At 72.9% G+C, this 24,300-nt stretch carries 22 protein-coding genes and 1 tRNA gene; 5 read left to right on the forward strand and 18 right to left on the reverse strand.

The genetic code is table 11. The features are described 5' to 3' along the window. Window positions 1-54 precede the first annotated feature (54 nt). From IE331_RS14800 to IE331_RS14810, 3 genes are all read left to right on the forward strand, one after another. On the forward strand, window positions 55-537 hold the full coding sequence (locus IE331_RS14800; RefSeq protein ID WP_192144226.1) for a GbsR/MarR family transcriptional regulator: 483 nt from the start codon (window positions 55-57) through the stop codon (window positions 535-537). A 127-nt stretch (window positions 538-664) separates the two neighbouring features. Next, window positions 665-1,513, forward strand: coding sequence for a serine/threonine-protein kinase (locus tag IE331_RS14805; protein WP_192144227.1), 849 nt, complete (start codon window positions 665-667; stop codon window positions 1,511-1,513). 9 nt (window positions 1,514-1,522) lie between these two features. After that, window positions 1,523-2,779 (forward strand): patatin-like phospholipase family protein, encoded by a 1,257-nt coding sequence (locus IE331_RS14810; RefSeq protein ID WP_192144228.1) that lies wholly within the window; start codon window positions 1,523-1,525, stop codon window positions 2,777-2,779. 16 nt (window positions 2,780-2,795) lie between these two features. Here IE331_RS14810 and IE331_RS14815 read toward each other — a convergent pair whose 3' ends face one another. The 6 genes from IE331_RS14815 to IE331_RS14840 form a co-directional block, all read right to left on the reverse strand. Next, window positions 2,796-3,311 carry a DUF6314 family protein gene (locus tag IE331_RS14815; protein ID WP_192144324.1) on the reverse strand — a complete coding sequence of 172 codons (516 nt, stop codon included), beginning with the start codon at window positions 3,309-3,311 and terminating at the stop codon, window positions 2,796-2,798. A gap of 1 nt (window position 3,312) precedes the next feature. Next, entirely contained in the window at window positions 3,313-3,798 is a 486-nt protein-coding gene (gene bfr, locus IE331_RS14820; protein ID WP_192144229.1) for a bacterioferritin, read from the reverse strand. Further along, window positions 3,785-3,991 (reverse strand): (2Fe-2S)-binding protein, encoded by a 207-nt coding sequence (locus tag IE331_RS14825; RefSeq protein ID WP_192144230.1) that lies wholly within the window; start codon window positions 3,989-3,991, stop codon window positions 3,785-3,787. The genes bfr and IE331_RS14825 overlap by 14 nt, the downstream gene beginning before the upstream one ends. Window positions 3,992-4,070: 79 nt before the next feature. Beyond that, window positions 4,071-4,871, reverse strand: coding sequence for a siderophore-interacting protein (locus IE331_RS17040; protein ID WP_192144231.1), 801 nt, complete (start codon window positions 4,869-4,871; stop codon window positions 4,071-4,073). Between the two features lie 225 nt (window positions 4,872-5,096). Then, a tRNA-Thr gene (locus tag IE331_RS14835) sits at window positions 5,097-5,172 on the reverse strand. Window positions 5,173-5,281: 109 nt separating this feature from the next. Next, complete coding sequence (locus IE331_RS14840; protein WP_192144232.1) at window positions 5,282-5,479, reverse strand: hypothetical protein; 198 nt, start codon at window positions 5,477-5,479, stop codon at window positions 5,282-5,284. 115 nt (window positions 5,480-5,594) lie between these two features. On the opposite strand from IE331_RS14840, the gene IE331_RS14845 reads away from it, so the two are divergent. Next, a complete protein-coding gene (locus IE331_RS14845; protein ID WP_192144233.1) occupies window positions 5,595-6,527 on the forward strand; it encodes a LysR family transcriptional regulator in 933 nt (310 codons plus the stop codon). A gap of 21 nt (window positions 6,528-6,548) precedes the next feature. Here IE331_RS14845 and IE331_RS14850 read toward each other — a convergent pair whose 3' ends face one another. The 8 genes from IE331_RS14850 to IE331_RS14885 form a co-directional block, all read right to left on the reverse strand. Next, window positions 6,549-6,998, reverse strand: a complete 450-nt coding sequence (locus IE331_RS14850) for a DUF1801 domain-containing protein (RefSeq protein ID WP_192144234.1) — start codon at window positions 6,996-6,998, stop codon at window positions 6,549-6,551. A 78-nt stretch (window positions 6,999-7,076) separates the two neighbouring features. Further along, on the reverse strand, window positions 7,077-8,648 hold the full coding sequence (locus tag IE331_RS14855) for an alpha/beta hydrolase (RefSeq protein ID WP_192144235.1): 1,572 nt from the start codon (window positions 8,646-8,648) through the stop codon (window positions 7,077-7,079). Continuing rightward, window positions 8,645-9,799 carry a DNA polymerase III subunit delta' gene (locus IE331_RS14860; protein ID WP_192144236.1) on the reverse strand — a complete coding sequence of 385 codons (1,155 nt, stop codon included), beginning with the start codon at window positions 9,797-9,799 and terminating at the stop codon, window positions 8,645-8,647. Before IE331_RS14860 ends, IE331_RS14855 begins: the two co-directional genes overlap by 4 nt. Further along, window positions 9,796-10,473: a dTMP kinase gene (gene tmk, locus IE331_RS14865; RefSeq protein ID WP_192144237.1), complete on the reverse strand. Its 678-nt coding sequence runs from the start codon at window positions 10,471-10,473 to the stop codon at window positions 9,796-9,798. The genes IE331_RS14860 and tmk overlap by 4 nt, the downstream gene beginning before the upstream one ends. A gap of 398 nt (window positions 10,474-10,871) precedes the next feature. Next, window positions 10,872-13,601, reverse strand: a complete 2,730-nt coding sequence (topA, locus tag IE331_RS14870; RefSeq protein WP_192144238.1) for a type I DNA topoisomerase — start codon at window positions 13,599-13,601, stop codon at window positions 10,872-10,874. Between the two features lie 169 nt (window positions 13,602-13,770). Next, window positions 13,771-15,330 carry a DUF7059 domain-containing protein gene (locus IE331_RS14875; protein WP_192144239.1) on the reverse strand — a complete coding sequence of 520 codons (1,560 nt, stop codon included), beginning with the start codon at window positions 15,328-15,330 and terminating at the stop codon, window positions 13,771-13,773. Between the two features lie 147 nt (window positions 15,331-15,477). Then, on the reverse strand, window positions 15,478-17,796 hold the full coding sequence (locus tag IE331_RS14880; RefSeq protein WP_192144240.1) for a sodium-translocating pyrophosphatase: 2,319 nt from the start codon (window positions 17,794-17,796) through the stop codon (window positions 15,478-15,480). 205 nt (window positions 17,797-18,001) lie between these two features. Further along, a complete protein-coding gene (locus tag IE331_RS14885) occupies window positions 18,002-18,343 on the reverse strand; it encodes an STAS domain-containing protein (RefSeq protein WP_192144241.1) in 342 nt (113 codons plus the stop codon). Window positions 18,344-18,512: 169 nt separating this feature from the next. Between IE331_RS14885 and IE331_RS14890 the strand changes: the two genes are divergently transcribed. Further along, window positions 18,513-20,837: a DEAD/DEAH box helicase gene (locus IE331_RS14890; RefSeq protein ID WP_201931818.1), complete on the forward strand. Its 2,325-nt coding sequence runs from the start codon at window positions 18,513-18,515 to the stop codon at window positions 20,835-20,837. A gap of 114 nt (window positions 20,838-20,951) precedes the next feature. Here the strand turns inward: IE331_RS14890 and IE331_RS14895 are convergent, their stop codons facing one another. Genes IE331_RS14895 through IE331_RS14910 form a run of 4 tightly spaced genes read right to left on the reverse strand, consistent with a single transcriptional unit; the run spans window position 20,952 to window position 24,230 of the window. Then, complete coding sequence (locus IE331_RS14895) at window positions 20,952-22,268, reverse strand: signal peptidase I (RefSeq protein ID WP_192144243.1); 1,317 nt, start codon at window positions 22,266-22,268, stop codon at window positions 20,952-20,954. Further along, entirely contained in the window at window positions 22,268-22,870 is a 603-nt protein-coding gene (locus IE331_RS14900) for a TasA family protein (protein WP_192144244.1), read from the reverse strand. The genes IE331_RS14895 and IE331_RS14900 overlap by 1 nt, the downstream gene beginning before the upstream one ends. Continuing rightward, window positions 22,867-23,637 carry a hypothetical protein gene (locus tag IE331_RS14905; protein ID WP_192144245.1) on the reverse strand — a complete coding sequence of 257 codons (771 nt, stop codon included), beginning with the start codon at window positions 23,635-23,637 and terminating at the stop codon, window positions 22,867-22,869. The genes IE331_RS14900 and IE331_RS14905 overlap by 4 nt, the downstream gene beginning before the upstream one ends. Beyond that, window positions 23,634-24,230, reverse strand: coding sequence for a signal peptidase I (locus tag IE331_RS14910; protein WP_201931819.1), 597 nt, complete (start codon window positions 24,228-24,230; stop codon window positions 23,634-23,636). Before IE331_RS14910 ends, IE331_RS14905 begins: the two co-directional genes overlap by 4 nt. Between the last annotated feature and the right edge of the window lie 70 nt (window positions 24,231-24,300).

A 24,300-nucleotide genomic window follows, 5' to 3' on the forward strand; every position in this document is an offset into this window, starting at 1 on the left:
AAACCACCATAACATTCAGAACATTGTGAATATCCAAGAGGTTATGATCGTCACATGACCACTCAGTCGGACCTGCAGCGTGCCGTGGAGCGCGTCGGCCAGACCCTGGAGCTGGAGGGCATCCCCCGCATGCCGGCGCGGGTGTTCGCCTACGTCCTGACCTGCAGCCAGGAGAGCTACAGCGCCCGCGACCTCGCCGAGGGCCTCGAGGTGAGCCCGGCGGCGATCTCCGGCGCGGTGCGCTACCTCACCGACAACCGGCTGGTGGTCAGGGAACGGGCGCCTCGGTCCCGCGGGGACCTCTACCGCCTGGTGGACGGCGACGTCTGGGCCACGATCATGCGGGCCCGGGTGCCGCTGGTCGACCAGATCCGCTCCGGCGTCGAGGACGCGATCGCGATCCTCGAGCGCCGACCCGACCACGAGGTCGGCCTGGGCCTGGCCCGACTGCGGGAGACCCGCGACTTCTTCGCGTTCGTCGAGGCCGACCTGGGCGAGATGCTCGAGCGCTGGGCGAAGTGGAAGGCCGAGCGCTGATCCACCCGCAGGGGCGGGATTGGAACCGCGCATTTCGGGTACCCGCGGCCGCCTCTGGTCTACTTTGGACCATCTGCCACCAGACATCACCGCGCCCGGACCTCGGGCCCGACCCGGAACGGCGCCGATGACGGACACTGCTGCGAGACGGACCGAGGACGCCCCTCGGGCCGCCGGCGAAGTGGTCGGTGACCGGTACGAGCTCCTCGAGCTGGTCGGCACCGGCGCCATGGGATCGGTCTTCGTCGCCCAGGACCTGGTCCTGGAGCGGGTCGTGGCGCTCAAGCGGATGCACACCCAGCGCCCCGACGACGAGGTGACGCTCACCCGCTTCCGCAACGAGGCCAAGTGCCTGGCCAGGCTGGAGCACCCGAGCCTGCCGAACGTCTACGACTTCGGCGAGGAGCTGGTCGGCCCGGCCCTCCATCCCTACCTGGTCATGCGGTTCCTGTACGGCGACGCGCTCTCGGACGTCCTCGCCGAGCGGGGCCGGCTCGAGCAGGACGAGACCCTGCGGCTGGTGGGCGCCCTCGCGGACGCCCTGCACGTGGTCCACGAGGAGGGGATCGTGCACCGCGACCTCAAGCCGGGCAACGTCATGATCCAGCCGGACGGCGTGCCGATGCTCATCGACTTCGGGATCGCCACCCCCGAGGACGCCGAGCCACTCACCCAGACGGGCGAGATCCTCGGCACGATGGACTACATCAGCCCCGAGCAGGTCTCGGGCCGCCGCGCCAGCCCGAGCTCGGACATCTACTCGCTCGGCGTGGTCGCCCACCTCTGCCTCACCGGCGAGCGGCCGTTCCGCCGGGCGAACCCGGTCGCCTCGGCGCTCGCCCACGTCAACGACCCGGCGCCGCCGCTCCCCGACGACCTCGACCCGAGTGCGCGCCGCACCCTCGAGTCGATGCTGGCCAAGGACCCGGCGGACCGCCCGACCGCGTGCGAGGTCGTGCGAGCCCTCGCGGTCTAGCATCGACGGGTGACACCCTCCTCCACCGCCACCGGCCCCGACGACGAGCGGGTCGCCCTGGTCCTCGACGCCGGCGGCGCCCGGTCGGCGTACCAGGTGGGCGCGCTCGAGGTGCTGCTCCCCGAGCTCGAGGCCCAGGGCCGGCGACCCACCGTGCTCGTGGGCACCAGCGCCGGCTCCCTGCTGAGCGCGGCCCTGACCTCGACCGCCCACCTGGACGCCGGCGAGCAGTCCACGCGGCTGCTCGAGGTGCTCGGCCGGGCCACCAAGCGCAACGTGATCCGCCCGCTGTGGCGGCAGGCTCCGGTGGTCGCGGCCCGCTACGCCTCGGAGACCCTGGGGCTGACCGGCTTCCGGCTCCGCGGCTTCTTCGGCACCCAGCCGCTGGCCGCCACCCTGGGCAGCGCGATCGACTGGGACGCCCTGCACCGCAACGTCGCCGACGGCACCGTCCGGGCCAGCGCCGTGTGCGCCACCGCCGTGCGCACCGGCCGGGTCACGATGTTCACCGAGTCCGCCGGCGACCTGCCGGCCCCGTCGCCCGGGCAGCACCGACGCTACGTGCACACCCGGCTCGGGGTGCCGCACCTGATGGCGTCCTCCGCGATCCCGGCCCTCTTCCCCTCGGTGCGGGTCGACGAGCCGGCCGAGGTGGCCGGTTGGTACGTCGACGGGGCCACCCGTCGGCGAGTCCCGCTCGCCCCCGCCCTCGAGCTGGGGGCGGACCGGGTGGTCGTGGTGGGCACCGGCAGCCTCCGACCGGCCGAGGCGGACCCGGAGAAGGACCAGGAGGAGGTCGACCTCGGCGACGGTGGCGCCACCCTCCTGGGGGCGGTGATGGACGACCCGCTCCGCCACGACCTGCGCCGGCTCGCCGAGACCAACGAGCTGGCCGCCGACGCCGGGCTGGCCGAGCACCTCTCCCGGCACCGGACCGGCCGCGGCCAGGCGGCGTACCGCACCGTCCCGTACGCCGCGGTCGCGCCGTTGTCCGGGGAGGACCTGAGCCGGGTCGCGATGGAGGTCTACCGGGCCAACCACGGCACGCTACGCCGCACGCTCGGCGACCCGGACCTGCAGATGATGCACCGGATGCTGGGCAGCGACAGTCCGCTGCAGGGCGAGCTGCTGTCCTACCTGCTCTTCGACCCGGACTTCTTCGACGCCGCCTCGGACCTCGGTCGGCGCGACGCCCGGAGCTGGCTCGCGGCCGAGCCCGGCCTGTGGCGGACCGGTCCGCTCGGGGCCTTCGGGACCGACGACTGAGCCGCGCGCGGTCGGCTCACGACCGGGTGTAGCGGGTGCGGGTGAGGTAGTCCTTGGCCGGACCGCTCGCCCGCCAGGCGACGCTCCAGGTCCCGGCGTCGGGGTCGGCCTCGATCCGGCCAGTGTAGTGGTCGGGCCGGCACGGGTGCTCCAGGACCTCGCCGACCGCCCAGGGGTGGAACGGGCGCCCGTCCTCGAACGTCACCGCCCAGCCGCCGATCTCACCGGCCTCGCCCTTGTCGCCGGCCTCGCCTCTTTCGCCGGCCTCACCCTTCCCGCCCGCCTCGCCCGCCTCGCGGACGGCGTACAACGTGCGCTGGACCGGGGTCGGCTCCCCCGACTCCGCCGACTCCCCTGCGGCCCCGGCGGCCCCGGCTCGTCGCATCGAGCCGTGCTCGGACCAGCGGATCCGCCCCGGCGCCACCTCGACGAGCTCGGCCTCACCCTCGACGAGGATCCGCTCGCCGCCCCGGCGGTCCTCGATCGTCCGGTCGAGGCGCCACCGACCGAGGAGGTCGCGGGGCGACGGCACGCTACTCGGGAGACGCGGAGTCGATCTGCTGGGCGAGGTACTGCCCGACGCCGACGTGGCCGATGGCGTCGAGCTGGGCCTCGAACCAGTCACCGTGCGTCTCCTCGTCGCGGACCATCTCCTCGAACACCGAGGCGGTGCCGTGGTCACCCAGGTCGTGGCACTCCTGGGCGGAGGCGTTGAACTGGGCCACGGCCGCCTTCTCGCTCTCGAACGCCAGCCGGAGCATCTCCTCGGGCGTCTCGCCGACCTGGATGCTGTTGAGCTTCTGCAGGTTCGGGTGCCCGTCGAACATGAGGATCCGGTTGATCAGCGCGTCGGCGTCCTTCATCTCGTCGATGGAGAGGTCGTAGAAGACCTTGCCGAGACGTCCCAGCCCCCAGTTGTCCAGCATCCTAGCGTGCAGGAAGTAGGTGTTGGTCACGGTGAGCTCGAACGTGAGCGCATCGTTGAGCAGCGTCACCACGCGGGGGTCAACTGGCTGCACCTGCCACCTCCTGGACCGGTGGAGCGATGGGGTTGCCATGCTCGCACAGCAGCCGCTTCAAGGAGAAGATACACGCGCCGCAGCCGCTGCCGGCGCCGGTGGTGCGACAGATCCCGGCCAGCGTGCGGGCGCCCTGGTCGACCGCCGCGACCACGGCCCGGTCGTTGACGACCGCACAGTGGCAGACGATCATCGGCGTGCCCTTCGGATGACTGAGGTGAGCCTTACCTCATCAAGCCTACTTAGGTTCGCCTAAGTAGCGCAAGCGGGAGTCAGGCGACGTCGGCCTCCATGGCCTGCACGAAGTCACGCTTGACCGCCCGCCAGGACTCGTCGGTCATGTCCCGTCGCCAGTAGGGCGAGCAGGACATGTCACCGCGCGCCAGACCACGCTCGGCCAGCAGGTGCCGCCGGATCGCCCGGATCTCCCCGGCCTCGCCGTGCACGAACGCGTGCGCCCGACCCTCGGGGAAGGGGAGCTCCGCCACGGCCCGGGCCAGCAGGTCCGGGTCGTCGGGACCCCCCGTGCGGTGCACCCAGCCGAGGTCGAGGTCCGCCTCGCTGCGCAGGTCGAGCTCGTGCGCCGCGCCGTCGCAGAGCAGCCGCGCGACGACCCGGCGTCCTGCGGGGATCGCCTCGAGCGAGGCGGCGATGGCCGGGAGCGCGGACTCGTCGCCGACGAGCAGGTGCCAGTCGGCCTCCGGGTCCGGCCGGTAGCCGCCGCTGGGGCCCTCGAAGACCAGCACGTCGCCGAGCCTCGCCCGGGCGGCCCAGGGGCCGGCCGCGCCGCTGTCGCCGTGCACCACCCAGTCGATCGTCAGCCGACCCTCGACCGGGTCCCAGGAGCGCACCGTGTAGCGCCGGCGCGCGGGCGCCAGCTCGGCCGGCTGCTGCGCGCGGACCTCGGCGGGGTCGAACACCTCGCCGTACGGCGCCCCGGCCGGCGGGATCGCCACGTTGACGTAGGCGTCGGTCGCCTCGGGCATGACCAGGCCGTCCAGGCCGGGCCCGCCCAGCACGATCCGGACCAGGCTCGGCGTCAGCCATCGGACCGTCTCGACCCGTCCGTGCACCACGACCTCCTCGCGTCTCGAGCAGCAGCAACAGCAACAGCAACAGGTAAGGCTACCCTTACTTGGCTGCGGATCGAGCCGCGGGGCAGGTCAGGCTCTACGTTCTGCAGGTTCTGCGGCCGAGAAACCTGCAGAACGTAGAGACTCGGCGCGGGCGGCCACGACGAGCGCGGGCGACGGGGCGGCCACGAGGAGCGCGGGCGACGGGCCGGCGGGGAGGATCTGTGGAGCCGCCTGTCGGAATCGAACCGACGACCTATTCATTACGAGTGAATCGCTCTACCGACTGAGCTAAGGCGGCGCGCTGCCCGGGACGCGGCCCGGGCAACCCGGGGAAGTATACGGACCCTCCCCGTAGCGCACGAAACCGGCGGCCCCACGGGGACCGCCGGCTCCGGCGACGGATCGGCTCAGGCAGCCACGGACTCGCGCTCGGGGCGCGTGACGGGCTCCTCGGTGGCGGGGGCGTCGAGCAGGGACGCCTGCTCCGAACCACACCAGCAGGTGAAGGCGACGGCGAGGCCACCGTCGACGGTGGCCATGCCGGTGACCTGGCTCATGAAGATCAGCTGACGCTTCTGGCACGCGGTGCACTGGTGGACGAACATGGTGGACCTCCCTCGAGGGTGGTGGATGGGTACACCCTTATTGTGTGGCAGTGCAACTGATAGGGGTAGCCTCGGTTTTCTAGAGTTCCCCAAGGAATCCTCTATGGTTGTGAGCGTGCTCTCACTCCACCAGCTGCGCTGCTTCCTGGTCACCTACGAGCGCGGCTCGCTCACCGCCGCCGCGGACCACCTCGGCTACGCCCAGCCGTCGATCTCCGAGCAGATCCGCGGTCTCGAGAAGACCCTCGGCGTCGACCTGTTCACCCGGGTCGGCCGCGGCGTCACCCCGACCGCCGCGGCCGAGGCGCTCCGCCCGCACGCGGAGCGCACCCTCGAGGCCGCCGAGGACGCCCGGCGCGAGATGGCCTCGGTGGTCGCGCTCGAGACCGGCACCATCAGGTTCGGGATGTTCGGCACCGCCCGCCTGTACGCCGGCGCTCAGCTGATCGCCGACGTGCTGGCCCGACACCCCGGCGTCCGTGTCGAGCTGGTCGGCCAGAACTCCAGCGACGTGCAGGAGGACCTGCGGCGCGGACGGATCGAGGCCGCGATCATCGCCGTGCCCCAGGTGCACAGCGAGGGCATGGAGGTGGTCCCGGTGGCCCACGACGAGCTGGTCTACATCAGCGCCGATCCCGAGCACCTGCGCAGCCCGATCACGGCGGCCCGGCTCGCCCGCAGCTCGCTGGTGATGCCCGAGACCACCTGGCGCGCCGACGACTCGACCCGGATCGTGCTGCGGCAGATGCTGCACGAGACCGGCCGCAACCCGCAGACCCGGATCGAGGTGGAGGACGTCGAGACCGCGGTGGAGCTGGTCGGCATGGGGCTGGCCGACTCGGTGATCCCGAAGGGGGCCGCCGAGCAGCTGCTCCCGCGCCTGGCACCGCACGTCGGGGTCGCCTCGCTGTCCCCGAAGCAGGTGGACACGATCGCGATCGTGCACCGGGTCGGCGCCCAGCTCTCACCGGCCGCGCGGCTCATGATCGAGCTGGCCACCCGGCGGATCCAGGCCATCGCCGACCCGATCGAGCGCCGCCGCCGCTGAGCGCGGGTGCGGCAGCGGGGCTCAGCGGCGGTTCGCCCGGGCGGCCTCGTAGACCGCGATGAACTCCTGCGGCGGCACCCGCCGCACCACCTCGGCGACCGCCTCGAGGTGCAGCTGGTCCAGCCGACGGAACCGGACGCAGGACTTGCCCATGTCCAGCTTCAGCCCGCGCTCGGCGTACTGCTCCCGGAACCAGTCCTCCAGCCCCTCGTCGGCGTAGATGCCCATGAGGTAGAGCGCCATGTAGTTCTTCTGCGAGGCCAGTGCCAGCACCTGGAGCGGTTGCTTGTTGTAGGTGTCGGGGTAGGTCTCCAGCGGGATGCCCCAGGTGATCATCCCGAAGCCCATGGCCTCCTGGTAGCCCTCCGGCAGGTTCTCGTTGACCAGGTCGCGGACGATCGACACCGCCGCGCGCCGGTCCTCGGGCAGCTCGTCGAGGTACTCCTCGACCAGGGTGGCGTCGCTGTGCATGGTCCCAGTATCCCCCGCCCCGCCCCGCCGGTCGGGCCGGGAGTCTGGCCGGCAGTCAGCCGGCAGTCAGGCTGCGACTCAGGCTGGGCAGTCCACGTCGCCGTCGGGGACCGTGCCCTCGACCAGGTAGGACTCCACGACCTCGTCGACGCAGGCGTTGCCCATGTTGTAGCCGGTGTGCCCGTCGCCGTCCCGGCTCACCAGCACCGCCGAGGCGAGCTGGTCGGCGAGCGCCTCCGCCCAGCGGTACGGCGTCGCCGGGTCCCGCGTCGTGCCGATCACCAGCAGCGGGTCGGCGCCCTCCGCGGTCAACGGCTCACGCGGCTCGGGCGGCTCGACCGCCAGGCCGGCGCAGCCGGTCAGCGACCAGGCGAAGATCCGGCCGAAGGTCGGGGAGGCCTCCTCGAACGCGGCGAACTCCTCCGGCACCTCGTCGACGGGCGTGAAGCCGGGATCGTCGAGACAGTTGATCGCGTAGATCGCCTCCGAGCTGTTGTCCGTGTAGGTCCCGTCCGGGCCGCGCGAGGTGTAGAGGTCGGAGAGCCGGAGCAGCCCGGTGCCGTCGCCCTGCATCGCGCGGGACAGGGAGGCCGTCAGCAGCGGCCAGTTCGTCTCGCTGTACAGCGGCGCGACGATGCCGTAGAACGCGTTGCCGACCCGCAGGGTGCGGTCCCCCACCGGGAGCGGCTCCCGGTCGACCCGGTCCAGCAGGGCGCCGATCTCGGCCAGGGCCTCCTCCCGGTCGGCGCCGAGGAAGCAGGGGCCCTCGGCCAGGCAGTCGTCGACGTAGGCGGTGAGCGCCAGTTCGAACCCCGCGGCCTGCTCCAGGGTCAGGTCCCGGTTGGACAGGGAGACGTCGACGGCGCCGTCGAGGACCAGCCGCCCGGCCCGGTCGGGGAACAGGTCGGCGTAGGTGGCCCCGAGCTTGGTGCCGTAGGAGGCCCCGAAGTACGTCAGCCGGTCCTCGCCGAGCGCCGCGCGGATGACGTCCATGTCGCGGGCCGCCTCGACGGTCGAGACGTGGGCGGCCAGCTCGCCGCTGCGCCGCGCACACCCTGTCCCGATGAGCTCCAATTGGCGCTCGAACGCGGTGACCTCGGACGGCGTGTCCGGGTCGGCGTCGAGGGCGATGAAGCGGTCCAGCTGGCGATCGCCGAGGCAGTCGACCGGGCTGCTGGTGCCGGTGCCACGCGGGTCGAACCCCACGATGTCGAACCGGTCCCGGATCCGGTCGCCGAAGAACGAGCCGGCCCGGTCGGCGTACGACGTGCCCGGCGCGCCCGGCCCGCCGGGGTTCACCACGAGCGAGCCGACCCGGTCGGCCGGCCGCCCCGCGGCGACCTTCAGCAGGGCCAGCTCGATCCGCTCGCCCTCGGGGTCGTCGTAGTCCAGCGGCACCTCGATTCGGGCGCACTCGCGGTTGCCGCAGGAGGACCACGCGAGGGACTGGTCGTAGTACGCCTGGAGCCGCGGGTCGGGGGCCGGCTGCCCGCCGGGCTCCGGTCCGGTGGAGGTCTCCGGCGCGGCGGTCGGGGCGCGCAGGGTCCCGGTGCCGCCGGCATCCCCGGAGTCCACGAGCCGCCACACCGCCAGTCCGCCGCCGGCCAGGACCAGCGCGAACAGCAGCAGCCAGACGACGACGCGCTTCACGGACGGCTCCCCTCGGGTAGGCGCAGCGCGACCATCATGGCCTCCAGCGCCAACATCGCCGGGACGTTGAACTCGAGCATCTGCTTGCGGGCGGTGAAGATCGCCTCCACCCGCCGCAGGTTCGACTCCGGCGTCGTCACCCGCACCAGGCGGTCCAGGTCGGTGCGTGCCTCCTCGTTCACCAGGGCCGTGCCGGCGCCGGTGCCGAGCACGATCGCGTCGCGGTAGACCGACACCAGGTCCATGAGGCCGCGGTCCACGACGTCGAGGACCCGCCGCTTCGCCCGGGTCTTCTGGCCCCGCTCGAGGGCGGCCAGGGCAGGGGCGTACTCCCGGGGCCGGCGACCCCGCTCGACCACGCCGTACGACGAGTCGAGGTCGCCCTTCTCGCGGCTGTCGAGGTCGTCGGTGATCCCCTTCGCCTCCTCGGCCGCCATGTCGTAGAGATTCCTGGCCGCGTCGAGGCAGGAGCCCAGCGTGGTCAGCCGCACCGGGAACGCCACCACGTCGCGCCGTCGGCCCCGGGTGGCGTCGTCCTTCGCCAGTGCCCGGGCCCGGCCGATGTGACCCTGGCTGTAGCGGGCGGCGTAGGCCGCGACCGACGGCGAGACCTCGGCGGTGCGGACCAGGAAGTCGGCCACCGCCTCGGGGGTGGGCGTGCTCAGCGTGACCAACCGGCACCGGGACCGGATCGTCTGGAGGACGTCCTCGACGGTGGGGGCGCAGAGCATCCACACGGTGCGGTCGGTGGGCTCCTCGATCGCCTTGAGCAGGGCGTTGCAGGCCTGGTCGGTGAGCCGGTCGGCGTCCTCCACGATCAGCACCTGCCAGCGGTTCCCGACCGGGGCCAGCGCCGCCCGGCGCACGAGGTCCCGGACCTCGTCGACGCCGATCGAGAGCTTGTCGGTGCGGATCAACGACACGTCGGCGTGCGAGCCGGCCAGCACCGTGCGGCAGGAGTGACAGGTGCCGCAGCCGGGCGGCTCGGACTCGCACTGCAGCGCCGCCGCGAAGGCGACCGCGGCGTTGGACCGGCCCGAGCCCGGCGGGCCGGTGAACAGCCACGAGTGGTTCATGCCCCTGCCGGCGGCGGCCGGGGTCAGCGTCTCGACGACCGCGCGCTGGCCGACCAGCGAGTCCCAGACGCTCATGCGCGGGCGGACCCGTCGAGCAGGGACTCGACCCGAGCGGCCACCAGCGCGGTGATCTCCTCGGCCGGCGCCCGGGCGTCGAGCACCAGGTAGTGCTCGGGATCGGCGGCGGCCATCCCCAGGAACGCCTCGCGGACCCGCTGGTGGAACGCCGGGGACTCGCCCTCGATCCGGTCCCGCGCCTCGAAGCGGCCCAGCCCGTGCTCTGGCTCGAGGTCGAGGACCACGGTCAGGTGCGGGCGCAGGTCGGCGGTGGCCCAGCGGTTGACCCGCTCCACGTCCTCGGCGGACAGGGCGCGGCCGGCGCCCTGGTAGGCGATCGCGGAGTCGACGTAGCGGTCGGTGATCACGATCTCGCCGCGTTCGAGCGCCGGGCGGACCAGCCGCTCGACGTGCTCGGCCTTGTCCGCGGCGTAGAGCAGGGCCTCGGTGCGGTGCGCGAGCTCGCCGGTCGCCGGGTCGAGCACGATCTGGCGCACCCGCTGCCCCACCACCGTGTCGCCGGGCTCGAAGGTGAGCAGCACGGTGTGGCCGGCCGCCTCGAGCCGGTCCCGCAGGGCCCTCGACTGGGTGGACTTGCCGGACCCGTCGCCGCCCTCGAAGCACAGGAAGACGCCTCGCGGGGAGTGCACACCGCCGGTGACGGCTGGGTGATCTGCGGGGGCCGGGCTCACGGCGTACACCCTAGGCGCAGCCGCCCACACCGCTGACGGTGGTTGAGGAAGGCCGCCCGCCGGTGGTTGAGGAAGGCGCGCCCCCGGTGGTTGAGGAAGGCGCGCAGCGCCTGTCTCGAAACCACCCTTGGTTTCGAGACGCTCGCCGGGGCTCGCTCCTCAACCAGCGGGGCTCGCTCCTCAACCAGCGGGACGGCTCGGTTTCGAGACGCCCGTCCCCCGGTGGTTGAGGAAGGCGCGCAGCGCCTGTCTCGAAACCACCCTCGGTTTCGAGACGCTCGCTGGCGCTCGCTCCTCAACCGGCGGGACGGCTGCTCAACCGGCGGGGTGGCTTGGTTTCGAGACGCTCGCCGGGGCTCGCTCCTCAACCAGCGGGACGGCTGCTCGATCGGCGGGGGTCAGGACTTCTTGGCCGCCGCCTTCTTCGTGGTCTTCTTGGCAGCCGTCTTCTTGGCGGCCGTCTTCTTCGCGGCCGTCTTCTTGGCCGTCTTCTTCGCGGGGGCCTTCTTGGCGCCCTTCTTGGCCGCCTTCTTCGCCGGGCCCTTGGCCCGGCGCTCGGCGAGCAGCTCGGCGGCCCGCTCGAGCGTGACCTCCTCGACGCTGTCGTCCTTGCGCAGGGTGGCGTTGTACTCGCCGTCGGTGACGTACTCCCCGAACCGTCCGGCCTTCACCACGACCGGCTGCCCGGAGACCGGGTCCTCGCCCAGTTCCTTGAGCGGCGGCGCCGCGGCGGCCCGACCGCGCTGCTTGGGCTGGGCGTAGATCGCCAGGGCCTCGTCGAGGGTCAGCGTGAACAGCTTCTCCTCGGAGTCGATCGAGCGGGAGTCCGTGCCCTTCTTCAGGTACGGCCCGTAGCGGCCGTTCTGGGCGGTGATCTCGACGCCCTCGGCGTCCGTGCCGACCACGCGTGGCAGCGACAGCAGCTTCACCGCCTCGTCGAGCGTGATCGTGTCGAGCGACATCGACGCGAAGAGCGAGCCGGTGCGCGGCTTGGCCGACTTGGGCGCGTCCTCGGGCAGCTGCTCAGTGACGTAGGGACCGTAGCGGCCGTTCTTCGCCACCACCCGCAGCCCGGTCTCCGGGTGGCTGCCGAGGTCGATCTCCTCGCCGGCCGGGTTCGCGAGCAGCTCCTTGGCCTTGGCCAGGGTCAGCTCGTCGGGCGGCAGGTCATCGGGCACGTTCGCGCGGGTCGGGTCGCCGGCGGCGTCCCCGTCGTCGCCGGGCTGCTGCTCGACGTACGGACCGTAGCGGCCGACCCGCAGCACGACTCCCGAGTCCGGCCCGCCGACCGGGAACGTCGCCAGCTCCTTGGCGTCGATGTCACCGAGTCCGTTGACCAGCGGGTGCAGTCCCTCGACGGTGCTGGAGCCGTAGTAGAACTCGGCCAGCTCGGTTTTGCGGTCCCGCCGCCCGCCGGCGATGTCGTCGAGGATGTCCTCCATCCCGGCGGTGAACTCGTAGGAGACCAGCCGGCTGAAGTGGTCCTCGAGGAGTCGCACCACGGAGAACGCCAGCCAGGCCGGCACCAGCGCGGTGCCCTTCTTGTAGACGTAGCCGCGGTTCAGGATGGTGCCGATGATCGAGGCGTACGTCGAGGGTCGGCCGATCTCGCGGTCCTCGAGCTCCTTGATCAGCGTGGCCTCGGTGAACCGGGACGGCGGCTTGGTCTCGTGACCGGACGCGCTCACGGAGGCCGCCGTGACCCGGTCGCCCTCGGCCAGCTGCGGCAGCCGGGTCTCCTGGTCGTCGCGGGCGGCGTTGTCGTCGGTGCCCTCGACGTAGGCCTTGAGGAACCCGTGGAAGGTGATCACCCGGCCGTTGGCGGAGAAGACGACGTCCTCACCGGTGCCGGCCGCGCCGCCGAAGCGGATCGAGACCGACTGGCCGACGGCGTCCTTCATCTGGGAGGCGACGGTGCGCATCCAGATCAGCTCGTAGACCCGGAACTGGTCGCCGGTCAGGCCGGTCTGGGCGGGGGTGCGGAAGTGGTCGCCGGCCGGGCGGATCGCCTCGTGCGCCTCCTGCGCGTTCTTCACCTTCGAGGCGTAGGTGCGCGGGGCGTCGGGCAGGTACTCCGCGCCGTACAGCTCGCGGACCTGGTCGCGGGCCGCGCCGACCGCCGCCCCCGACAGCGTCGTGGAGTCGGTGCGCATGTAGGTGATGAAGCCGTTCTCGTAGAGCCGCTGCGCCACCGACATCGTGACCGAGGCGCTCATGCCGAGCTTGCGGCTGGCCTCCTGCTGCAGCGTGGTGGTGCGGAACGGCGCGTACGGAGAGCGCTTGTAGGGCTTCGACTCGACCGAGCGGACGTCGTACGTCGTGTCCCGCAGGCCGGAGGTCAGCGCCTCGGCGGCCTTCCGGTCGAGGTGGACCACCCCGTCGGGACGCTTGAGCCGGCCGTCCTGGCCGAAGTCGCTGCCCCGGGCGACTCGGGCGCCGTCCACGGAGTGCAGCTTGCCGGGGAACATCCGCTGCTCGTGGTCGGCGCCGGCGTCGAAGGTGCCCTCGATGTCCCAGTACGACGCGGCGGTGAAGGCCATCCGGTCCCGCTCCCGGTCCACGACCAGTCGGGTGGCGACCGACTGCACGCGACCGGCGGAGAGGCCGCTCATGACCTTGCGCCACAGCACCGGCGAGACCTCGTAGCCGTAGAGCCGGTCGAGGATCCGGCGCGCCTCCTGCGCCTCGACCAGGTCGTCGTTGATCTGGCGCGGGTTCTCGACCGCGGCCTGGATCGCCGGCTTGGTGATCTCGTGGAAGACCATCCGGTGGACCGGGATGTTCTTGGGCTTCAGCTCGTCGAGCAGGTGCCAGGCGATCGCCTCGCCCTCACGGTCCTCATCGGTGGCGAGGTAGAGCTCGTCGGCGTCCTTGAGCAGGCCCTTGAGCTTGGTGATGTGGCTCTTCTTGTCGCGCGGCACCACGTAGTAGGGCGTGAAGTCGTGCTCGACGTCGACCGCCAGCCGGCCCCACGGCTTGTCCTTGATCTTGGCCGGGGTGTCGGCGGCGTTGTTGGGGAGGTCCCGGATGTGGCCGATCGAGGACTCGACGACGTAGCCCGAGCCGAGGTACCCCGCGATCGTGCGGGCCTTGGCAGGCGACTCGACGATGACCAGCTTGTGTGCCACGGAACTCGTTCTCTCCTGGAGGGACGGCCGGGGTCCCGCGGACGGTCGCGGGGCCTCTCGGCGGCTTACGGTAGCGCGTGTTCCCACCGGCCCGGGTCGGCCTGTCCCACGGGGAGGGCCGACGGCCCACCCGGCGACCCGCCCCGGACGTCCCGGGGCGGCCGGTCGGTCAGGCCTCGAGGAACCCCTCCTCGACCAGCTCCCGGACCACCGGCAGGTACGCCGTCCGGGCGCCGGCGGCGTCGACCTCGAGCAGCCCGGCCAGCGCCTCGAGGATCCGGCCGACGGACAGGTCCCCGTCACAGGCGCCGACCAGCGCCGCCTCGACGGTGTCGGCCTTCCGGGCCCGGCGCAGGCCCCGCTGCTGGCGCAGCACGATCGTGTGCGGGTCCTCCGCGCCCGGGGCGCCGACGGTCTCCTGGCGTACGTCGCTGCGCGCGACGAGGTGGCTGGCCAGAAGGGACTCGTCGTCGGTCCGGTCGAGCATCCGGACCGCCTCGGCCCACGCGCGGACGGTGGGTGCGATCGGCTGCTCGACCTCCCAGGGCCACTCCTCCCAGCGCAGGCGGGGCACCTGGTCGGTGCGGCGCAGGTTGATCCAGCCGAAGCCGACCGCCTCGATCCCCTGCTCCTCGAACCAGGCCAGCCAGGTGTCGTAGCGGTCGAGGTAGTCCGGGTGGCCGTGCAGCCCCGCGTCCTTGAGCCAGAGCTCGACGTAGGCGGCCGGGTCGACCACCTCGCGGCGCACCACCCAGGCGTCGCAGTCGCGCACCCAGTCGGCCAGCCGCTCCTCCCAGGGCTGGTCGTCGCGGACCGCCCAGTTCGCGAGCACCTGGCACCAGCCGCCGGGGGTGAGGTGACCGGGCGCCGCGCGCACGATGTCCTCCACGACCCGGTCGCCGGGCAGTCCGGAGTCGCGGTAGACGAGCCGCTCGCCGGTGGCCGGCGAGATCACGAACGGCGGGTTGGTGGCGATCAGGTCGAACCGCTCGTCGCGCACTGGCTCGAAGAAGGAGCCGTCCCGGACATCGACCCGGTCCGCGCCCAGACCGTTGAGGGCGGCGTTGAAGCCGGCCATCCACAGGGCCCGGGCGTTGACGTCCGTGGCCACCACCCGTCGGCTGTGGGCGGCCAGGTGCAGGGCCTGGACCCCGCAGCCGGTGCCGAGGTCGAGCGCCGCGTCCACCGGCTCCCGCAGCGTCAGCTGGGCGAGCGAGGTCGAGGCGCCGGAGATGCCGAGCACGTGGTCGCGGCCCACCGTCCCGGGCAGGCCGTCCAGGCCCGGGGTCAGGTCGCTGACCACCCAGAGGTCACGCTCGTCGTCGGCGTAGGGCCGGCAGTCGAGCCGGGCGGCCACCTCGCCGACGCTGCGCTCGAGGATCCCGGCCGCGCAGAGCCGGTCCAGCAGGCCGCGCCGCCCGTCGCCCCCGGGCCGTCCCCCGGAGCCGGACAGCGCCGCCTCGGCGGCCTCGAGCCGCACCGGGGTCTGGAGCAGGAAGAGCCGGGTCAGCGTCTCCAACGGCGAGCCGCCGGCGGTCCGCCGCAGGGCCGGCGTGGTCTCGCTGCGCCCCAGCGCCGCGTGCGCCGTCGTACCCAGCAGGTCGGCGACGCCGTCGTGGGTGAACCCGGCCGCGCCGAGCGCCTCCCCCAGCCGGCCGGCCAGCCCGGTGTCGACCGACGGCCCGGCAGCGGCGGACGGCCCGGCGGCGGGACCGGTCTCGGGGCTCATGCCGCGCATCGTCCCACGCGACCCGTCGTCAGTGTCGGCCCCCAACACCCCGACCCGTCGCTTGTGTCGGCCGTAAATGCCGCGACCCGTCGCTTCTGTCCGCGCCGGGGTCGGCGGAGGTGGACAGAAACGACGGGTCGCGGTGGGTCAGGCGGTGTCCGGCGAGCCCGGGGTGCCCGGCGTGGTGGCGTGGGCGTCGTCGCCGAGGACGACCTCGCGCTGCTTGGACACGAAGACGGCTCCGGCGATGATCGCGACCGCCACCAGGGCGATGGTGATCCGCAGGACGTCGTTCTGGTCGTCGCCGACGCTCATCGAGACCACGGCGCTGGCGATCAGCAGCGAGACCAGGTTCATCACCTTGATCAGCGGGTTGATCGCCGGGCCGGCGGTGTCCTTGAACGGGTCGCCGACGGTGTCGCCGATGACCGTCGCCTCGTGGGCGGGCGAGCCCTTGCCCCCGTGGTTGCCGTCCTCGACGAGCTTCTTGGCGTTGTCCCAGGCACCACCGGAGTTGGCCAGGAAGACCGCCATCAGCGTGCCGGTGCCGATCGCACCGGCCAGGAACCCGGCCAGCGCGGTGGCGCCGAGGCCGAAGCCGACGGCGATCGGTGCCAGCACCGCGAGGATGCCCGGGGTGATCAGCTCACGCAGGGAGTCCTTGGTGACGATGTCGACGACCTTGCCGTACTCCGGCCGGCCGGTGCCCTCCATGATCCCGGGGATCTCCCGGAACTGGCGGCGCACCTCGTAGACCACCGCTCCCGCGGCCCGGGCGACGGCGTTGATGGCCAGGCCCGAGAAGAGGAACACGACCGCGGCGCCGATCAGCACGCCCACCAGCACGGCCGGGTTGAAGACGCTGAAGTCCAGCAGGTTCGCCTCGTCGGCCGTCGGGTTGGCGTCGCGCAGCGACTCGAACACCGAGGTGGCGTAGGAGCCGAACAGGGCCGTGGCGGCCAGCACCGCGGTCGCGATCGCGATCCCCTTGGTGATCGCCTTCGTGGTGTTGCCGACGGCGTCCAGCTCGGTGAGGATCTGAGCGCCCTCCGGGCTGACGTCGCCGGACATCTCGGCGATGCCCTGGGCGTTGTCGGAGACCGGGCCGAAGGTGTCCATGGCGACGATCACGCCGACGGTGGTGAGCAGGCCGCAGCCGGCCAGCGCCACCGCGAACAGCGAGACTGTCAGCGCCGCACCGCCGAGCAGGTAGGCGCCGAAGACCGCAGCGCCGATGACGAGCGTCGTGTAGACCGCCGACTCGAAGCCGACCGACAGGCCGGAGAGGATCACGGTGGCCGCACCGGTGAGGGAGGTCTTGCCGACGTCCTTGACCGGGCGGTGCTCGGTGCCGGTGTAGTAGCCGGTCAGGGCCAGGATGCCGGCCGACATCACGATGCCGATCACCACGGCCGAGGCCGCGATGAACCGTGGGTCGCCGTCCGCCGAGGCGAGGTCGCCGGCGATGTTGGTGAAGTCGGCGAAGCTGCTCGGCAGGTAGACGTAGGACAGCACGATGCTGGCCACCGCGGCGATGCCCGAGGAGAGGTAGAACGACTTGTTGATCGTGGTCAGGCCGTTCTCGCCCACCTTGGGCTTGGTGAGGTAGACGCCGGCGACGGCCGTGAGCGCGCCGATCGCGGGGATCAGCAGCGGGAACACCAGGCCCTTGTCGCCGAAGGCCTGCGAGCCCAGGATCAGCGCGGCGACCAGCGTGACGGCGTAGGACTCGAAGAGGTCGGCGGCCATGCCGGCGCAGTCGCCGACGTTGTCGCCCACGTTGTCCGCGATCGTCGCGGCGTTGCGCGGGTCGTCCTCGGGGATGTTGTTCTCCACCTTGCCGACCAGGTCGGCGCCGACGTCGGCGGCCTTGGTGAAGATGCCGCCGCCGACCCGCATGAACATCGCGAGCAGTGCGGCGCCGAAGCCGAAGCCCTCGAGCACGTCGGGCGCCTCGTCCTGGAAGAGGAGTACGACGACGCTGGCGCCCAGGAGGCCCAGGCCGACGGTGAGCATGCCGACCATGGCGCCGGTGCGCAGACCGATGGTCATGGCGGGCTCGCGGCCGGCGGTGTTGGCCGCGGACGCGACGCGCAGGTTCGCGCGGACCGCGAGGTTCATGCCCAGGTAGCCCACCGTCGCCGAGAAGCCGGCCCCGACGAAGAAGAAGATCGAGCGGAAGATCCGGACGGTCGTGTCCTCCGCGGGCAGCGCCAACAACAGGAAGAACGCCACCACGGCGAAGATCCCCAGCGTGCGGAACTGCCGGGTCAGGTAGGCGTTGGCGCCCTCCTGCACTGCCTGTGCGATGCGCTGCATGTTGTCGGTGCCTTCACCGGCGGCGAGCACCTCGTTCCGGAACATGGCGGCCAGCCCGAGCGCGACGAGCGCGATCGCGGCGACGACGATGACGAGAACGAGATTGCCTCCGGAGACATCCACGACAGCGGGGTGGATCCCGGTCATGTTTCTCCTCGAGTGTGATGCTGCTAACGCGAACGAGCCGGATTCTACGCACGGCGCGGGGCCTCACGGCAGCAGGGTGTGACCCGGGACACGTCCGTGTCGGGCGGGACCGGCGGGTCGGGACAGCATCGCGGAACGCCATCCGCTGGACGGGACCAGGCAGGACCAGCCGGACCTCGTGGGAGAGGGGCGGCGCCGGGTCGGGTCAGCCGGCGTCGGCGGCAGCGGCCTCGGGCGAGTCGTGGATCGTGAACACCTTGGCCAGGCCGGTGATCCGGAAGATCTTGAGCAACCGGTCCTGGTTGCAGATCAGCTGCAGCGAGCCGTTGTGCGCCCGGACCTTCTTCAGCCCACCCACGAGCACGCCCAGGCCGGTGGAGTCGAGGAACTCGACACCGCTCATGTCGATGATCAGGTCGTAGACGCCCGCGCCGACGAGGTCGGAGATCTTGTCGCGCAGCTTGGGGGCGGTGTAGACGTCGATCTCGCCCTCGACCGCGACAATGGTCACGCCGTCGGCGTCCCGCGTCACAAGAGTCAGGTCCACGTGTCTCCTCCACGGGCTCGAGAGCCTCCAGGCCTTCGGAGTCCTCAGTCGCCCCGATGCGTCCGCCCATATCAAACCATGCGGCCCGACAGTCGCGCATGCGCATCCTCGCGTCCGCGGTGCGTGCCGTCGGCGACCCACCGTCGGTGCCCCTTGCCAGACTGGGCGGGTGCCCTCGTCTCCCCCGTCCTCGACGCCTCCGGTCCGGGACCTCGTCACCCGGCTCAGCGCGGGCGACCGGGCCGACCGGCTGACGCACCTGGAGGTCCTGCCTCCGCGTGCCGCGACGTACGCCGACTGGCCGGCCTGGGCGCCCGGGGACGTGGTCGCCGCCTGGCAGGGCCGGGGCGTCGACCGTCCGTGGGCACACCAGGTGGAGGCCGCCGACCACGCCTGGGCCGGGCGCCACGTCGTGGTCTCCACGGGGACCGCGTCGGGCAAGTCGCTGGCCTACCAGCTGCCGGCGGCGACGGCCAGCCTCACCGGGCGCGGCGCGCGCGGGGAGCGCGGGGCCGGCACGCTCTACGTGGCGCCGACCAAGGCACTGGCCCAGGACCAGCTGTCCGGGCTGCTCGACCTGGGCCTCGGTCTGCGCGCCACCACCCACGACGGGGACAGCTCCCGGGAGCAGCGGGACTGGGCCCGCGACCACGCGGAGCTCCTGCTGACGAACCCCGACATGCTGCACCACTCGCTGCTGCCGGGGCACGAGCGCTGGGGACGCTTCCTCGGCTCGCTGCGGTTCGTCGTCATCGACGAGTGCCACCACTACCGGGGTGTGTTCGGTGCTCACGTGTCCCACGTGCTGCGACGACTGCGCCGGGTCTGCGCTCTGCACGGCGCCGACCCGACGTTCGTGCTGGCCTCGGCGACCGTGGCCGAGCCGGCCGAGCTCGCCTCCCGGCTCACGGGCCACGACGTGGTGGCGGTGACCGAGGACGCCTCGCCGCGCGGGCAGGTGGCCCTGGCGCTGTGGGAGCCGGGCTTCACCTCGTTCGTGGGAGAGAACGGGGCACCGGTACGCCGTGCCGCGACGTCCGAGGTCGCCGACCTGCTCACCGACCTCGTCCTGGAGGGGGCCCGGACGCTCGCCTTCGTCCGCTCCCGCCGAGGCGCCGAGACGGTCGCCCAGACCTCGGCCGGTCACCTGGCCGAGGTCGCGCCGGAGCTGGCCGGCCGGGTCGCGCCGTACCGCGGCGGCTACCTCCCCGAGGAGCGCCGGGCCCTGGAGCAGCGCCTCCGGTCCGGTGAGCTCCTCGGGCTGGCCACCACCAACGCGCTCGAGCTCGGCATCGACGTCAGCGGTCTGGACGCCGTGCTCCTGGCCGGCTTCCCCGGCACGCGGGCCGCCCTGTGGCAGCAGGTCGGCCGGGCCGGCCGGGGTGCCCGCGATGCCCTCGGGGTCCTGGTGGCGCGCGACGACCCGCTCGACACCTACCTGGTCACCCACCCCGAGTCGCTGCTGGGGAGGCCGGTGGAGGCGTGCGTCTTCGACCCCGGCAACCCGTACGTGCTGGGGCCGCACCTGTGCGCGGCCGCCGCGGAGTCACCCCTGTCCGTCGGCGACCTGCCGCTGTTCGGTCCCACCGCGCGCGAGGCTGTGGACTCGTTGGCCGCGTCGGGCCTGCTCCGACGCCGGTCGTCGCGCTGGTTCTGGACCGACCGGCGACGGGCCAGCGACCTCGCCGACATCCGGTCGGTCGGCGGTGCGCCGGTCCAGCTCGTCGAGTCCGCCACCGGGCGGGTGGTCGGCACCGTCGACGCCGCCGCGGCCCACGGCTCCGCCCACCCCGGGGCCGTCTACGTGCACCTCGGCGAGACCTGGCTGGTCTCCGAGCTGGACCTCGGGACCAACGTCGCCATGATGGACCGGGCCGAGGTCGACCACAGCACGTCGGCCCGGGAGGTCACCGACATCCGGATCGTGCAGGAGCGCCGGCACGAGGCCTGGGGGCGGTGCCGGCTCGCCGTCGGGGAGGTGGAGGTCTCCCACCAGGTGGTGTCCTACCTGCGACGCCGGGTGCCGACGGGGGAGGTGCTCTCCGAGGAGCCGCTGGACCTGCCCGAGCGCAGTCTGCGCACGACCGCCGTCTGGTGGACGGTCCCCCCGGGGGTGCTCTCCGACGCCGGCCTCGAGGACTCGGACCTGCCGGGATCGGCGCACGCCGCCGAGCACGCCTCGATCGGGTTGCTTCCGCTGTTCGCGACCTGCGACCGCTGGGACATCGGCGGGGTCTCGACGGCCCTCCATCCGGACACCGGCATGCTGACCGTCTTCGTCCACGACGGGCACCCCGGTGGTGCGGGCTTCGCCGAGCGGGGCTTCACCTCGGCCCGGACCTGGCTCACCGCCACCCGGGAGGCGATCGCGAGCTGCGGGTGTGCCGAGGGGTGCCCGTCCTGCATCCAGTCCCCCAAGTGCGGCAACCAGAACAGCCCGCTCGACAAGGCCGGGGCCGTCGCGCTGCTCGACGTCCTGCTGGCCGACGCCTGAGCCGAGCGGGTGCCGGGCCCGGCCGGACTCTGGGCCTGGGCCGGCGTCTGGGCCCGGCCGACGTCAGGGCCCGGTCGGCGTCCGGGCCCGGCCGGCGTCAGGGCCCGGCCGGCGTCAGGGCAGCGAGACCGGGGCCGGCACGCAGACCCGCCGCGTGCCGTTGCCGGAGAACACCACCAGGTTGGAGGCGGCCGACTCACCGCCGGGCACGATCGCGACCAGCCAGAACGAGCCCGCGACGTTGTTCAGGCCGGCCACCAGCTCGGCACTGCGCACCGTGCCCGGGGTGATCGACTGGGGCGGGTACAGGTCGTCGGTGTAGCGGATCTCGAACGACGAGGGGTTCACGCTGGAGGTCCAGTCGATCGAGGTGGTCTGGTTGCCGTTGCTCACCGTGCAGCCCGTGATGCGCGGCGCCGGAGGCGTCGCGACGGCGCGGCTGAACGTGCCTGAGGTGGCGCCCGCGGAGTCGGTGTAGAACGCCTCGGTCTGCCGCGGCGCCGGGAGCAGCGCCAGCCCCAGCGCGACCGCGCAGACCACGACGGCGAGCGGCTTGCGCAGGTCGCGACGGGGGCCGCCGGGCTCCCCGGTGCCGCCCGAATCCCCCGACTCGGTGCCGGTGGCGTCCGCCTCCTCGGACCACTGCTGGAGCACGGCGTCCCAGTCGGCCGGCAGCCAGTCCTGGTCGGGCTCGCTCGGCCGCCAGCCGGTCGTGGTCGGGCCGATCGGTACGGCGACCTCGGCAGGGACGGCATCGACCAGGTCGGTGGGACGGTGCGCGAGCCCCTGCTCCGGCTCCATGCCGGGACCCGTCTCTGGACCTGCCTCCGGGCCCGGCTCCGGATCTGTCCCGGAACCCGGCTCGGAACCCTGCTCGGAGCCGGGCAGCGGTGCCCGCCGCCCGAACGCGATGACCAGCGCCACGGCCGCCAGGGCGCCGCCGCCGAACATCCCCACCGGTCCGCTGAGCCAGGTGGCGACGTACCCGGCCCGCGGGATGTCGAAGAGCACCCGGTCGGCCTCGCGCACGACGTACACGTCGCTGTCGACCACGCGGTTCGCGTCGCCCCGGAGCACCAGGCTGGCCTGGTCGCCGGAGAGCGCCACGTCCTCGATGCGGTGGGTGACCCGGACGTCGCCCTTGGTCAGCACGGTCACCACGTCGCCGACCGCGAGGTCGGTCGCGGGCACGGTGCGGGAGACGGCCAGCGCGCCGGTCTCGATGGCGGGCGCCATCGAGCCGGACCTGAACACGACGAGCCGCAGGTCGAGCGTCACCGCGGCGAGCGCGACGAGCACGCAGAGCACGCCCGCCACCGCGCCGGCGGTCAGGGCGGCCTCCCGGAGCAGCCCGGGGAGCCGGGTGCGCAGGGGTGCCGCGGTTTCCGGGCTCCCCGGGCTCCGCGTGCTCGTCGCGCTCGTCGTCGTCATCAGGGTGCGCCGACCTGCTTGGCGTTGAAGGTGAACGTGGCGGTGGTGGACTGGCCCTGCCCGGTGGTGGTCCCGGACGGCAGGGTGGCGCTGACGCAGACGTTCTCGCTGCCGGAGGCGGCCACGGGCCGGTTGGCCGAGATCACCTGCTGTGCGGTGTTCATCGTCGCGTTGAAGGTCTGGGTGCCGCCGGTGCAGGACATCGACGCGCCGGACCCGCTCACCGCGCCACCGGGCACCACCCGGAAGACGAGGAGCGACCCGAGCGGCCCCGGCGCGACCCCGGTGGCGGTGTAGGTGAAGTCGATGCTGCCGGCGTTCTGGACGTTGACCGCGGCGGCCTTGGACTGGCCGGGCTCCATGTTGGCCAGGGCGAAGCTGCTCGTGAACGCCGCGGGGTTGTTGTCGGCCCCGTTCAGCTTGATGTCGAGGGTCCCGGCGGTGAACGTGCCGCCCTGGAGGGTGGCGGTGTCGGTCCAGTAGGCCAGCGTGCTGACCGTCCCGAGGCCGAGCACGATGCCCAGGCTGAGGACCGCCCTCGTGCGCGCGCTGCGCAGCCCTCGCAGCAGTCGGCGCGGGGTGGGGAGTGTGCGGTCGGTCATGCGTGCCTCCGGTGGTCTTCGTCGTCGCGACGACGTCCGAGAACGAGTGAGAGCCCGACGCCGACGAGTGTCGCGCCGAGTGCGAGGAGCCAGCCGATGGCCGGCGCCCCCGTGTCGGGAAGGTTGCCGAGGGCCAGGCCCCCGGGTGTGTCCTGGAGCGGAGCGCCCGGGGCGCCCGAGCCGGCCGGGACGGCCGGCTCCCCGGGGGAGCCGGGCCCACCGGGAGTGCCGGGCCCACCGGGAGTGCCGGGGTCCCCGGGCGCCGGGTTGGCCGGGTCCGGGGTGACGATGTCGTCGGTGACCTGGGTGAGGCGCAGCCCGAGCGCCAGCTCGGACGACCTCAGCTGGGTGTCGTTGCCGGCCGCCTCGGCGAATCGCGCCGTCACCCGGAGCCGGGCCGACCTGCCGGGCTTCAGCAGGGCCCGGGAGCGCAGCTGGCCGTCCTGGTCGGTGGACGCCCAGCGACCGCCCGCGCCGCGGACCGTGATCCGGAGGACACCGAGGTCGATGAGCGAGCCGAGGTGGTCGTCGAGGACGTCGACGACCAGGCGGCCGGGCTGGGCGGCCGCGTTGCGGACGTGGAAGGTGGCGGTGCGCCGGTCGCCGGGCACCCAGCGAAGGGCGTTGTCGAACAGCGGCCGGTCCAGCTCGCGGGCGAAGCTGCGCCCGTCGTTGCTGACCAGCAGCTGGTCGGCCGCGAGCGCCGGGGCCGGGCTCCAGCCGGACAGGCAGAGCGCGAGCGCCAGGACGCCGAGCACGCGCCTCACGGGCGTGCCCCGGCGTCCTCGAGGACCGGCTCGGCGTCGTCGTCCGGTGCACCGGCCGGACGACGACGCCCGCGCGCGGCGGTGGCGAACATGAACGAGGCGTAGCCGAGCAGGACCACGGCCACGCCGGTCACCATCGTGTTGCGCTTGTTCTGGTCGACCGCGACGTGCAGCCGGCCGACGTACGGCACGGAGTACCAGAGCCGGCCCTTGATCTGGACCGGGATGACCTCGCCCTCGTCGGCCACCCGGTTCGCGTCGCCCTGCGTGCGGAACGCCGGACCGCCCTTGCCGTCGCTGGTCACCGCGATCACACGGTGCGTCACGACCGCCGGCTGCCCGGAGGCGAGCTGGTAGGTGATGACGTCGCCGACGTTGATCTCGGCCGGGTCGACCGGCCTGACGACGACCAGGGTGCCGGGCGGAGCCGTCGGCACCATGGACGAGGTCAGGATCGCGTACGGCGTGGCGCCGCCGACCCTGGGGATGAGCACCGCGACCGTGATCAGCAGCACCATCGCGGCCACGAACGTCCAGGCGACCGCGGTGGTCACCAGGCGCAGGGCCGTCGCTGTGTGCCGTCTCGCGGTCACGGGTGCCTCTCTCGTCAGGACCGGTGGTGTGGTTGCCGCGGCTGCGGCAACCACACCGTCCGGACCGGGT

The organism is Nocardioides donggukensis (assembly GCF_014842875.1).
Taxonomy (GTDB): Bacteria; Actinomycetota; Actinomycetes; order Propionibacteriales; family Nocardioidaceae; genus Nocardioides; species Nocardioides donggukensis.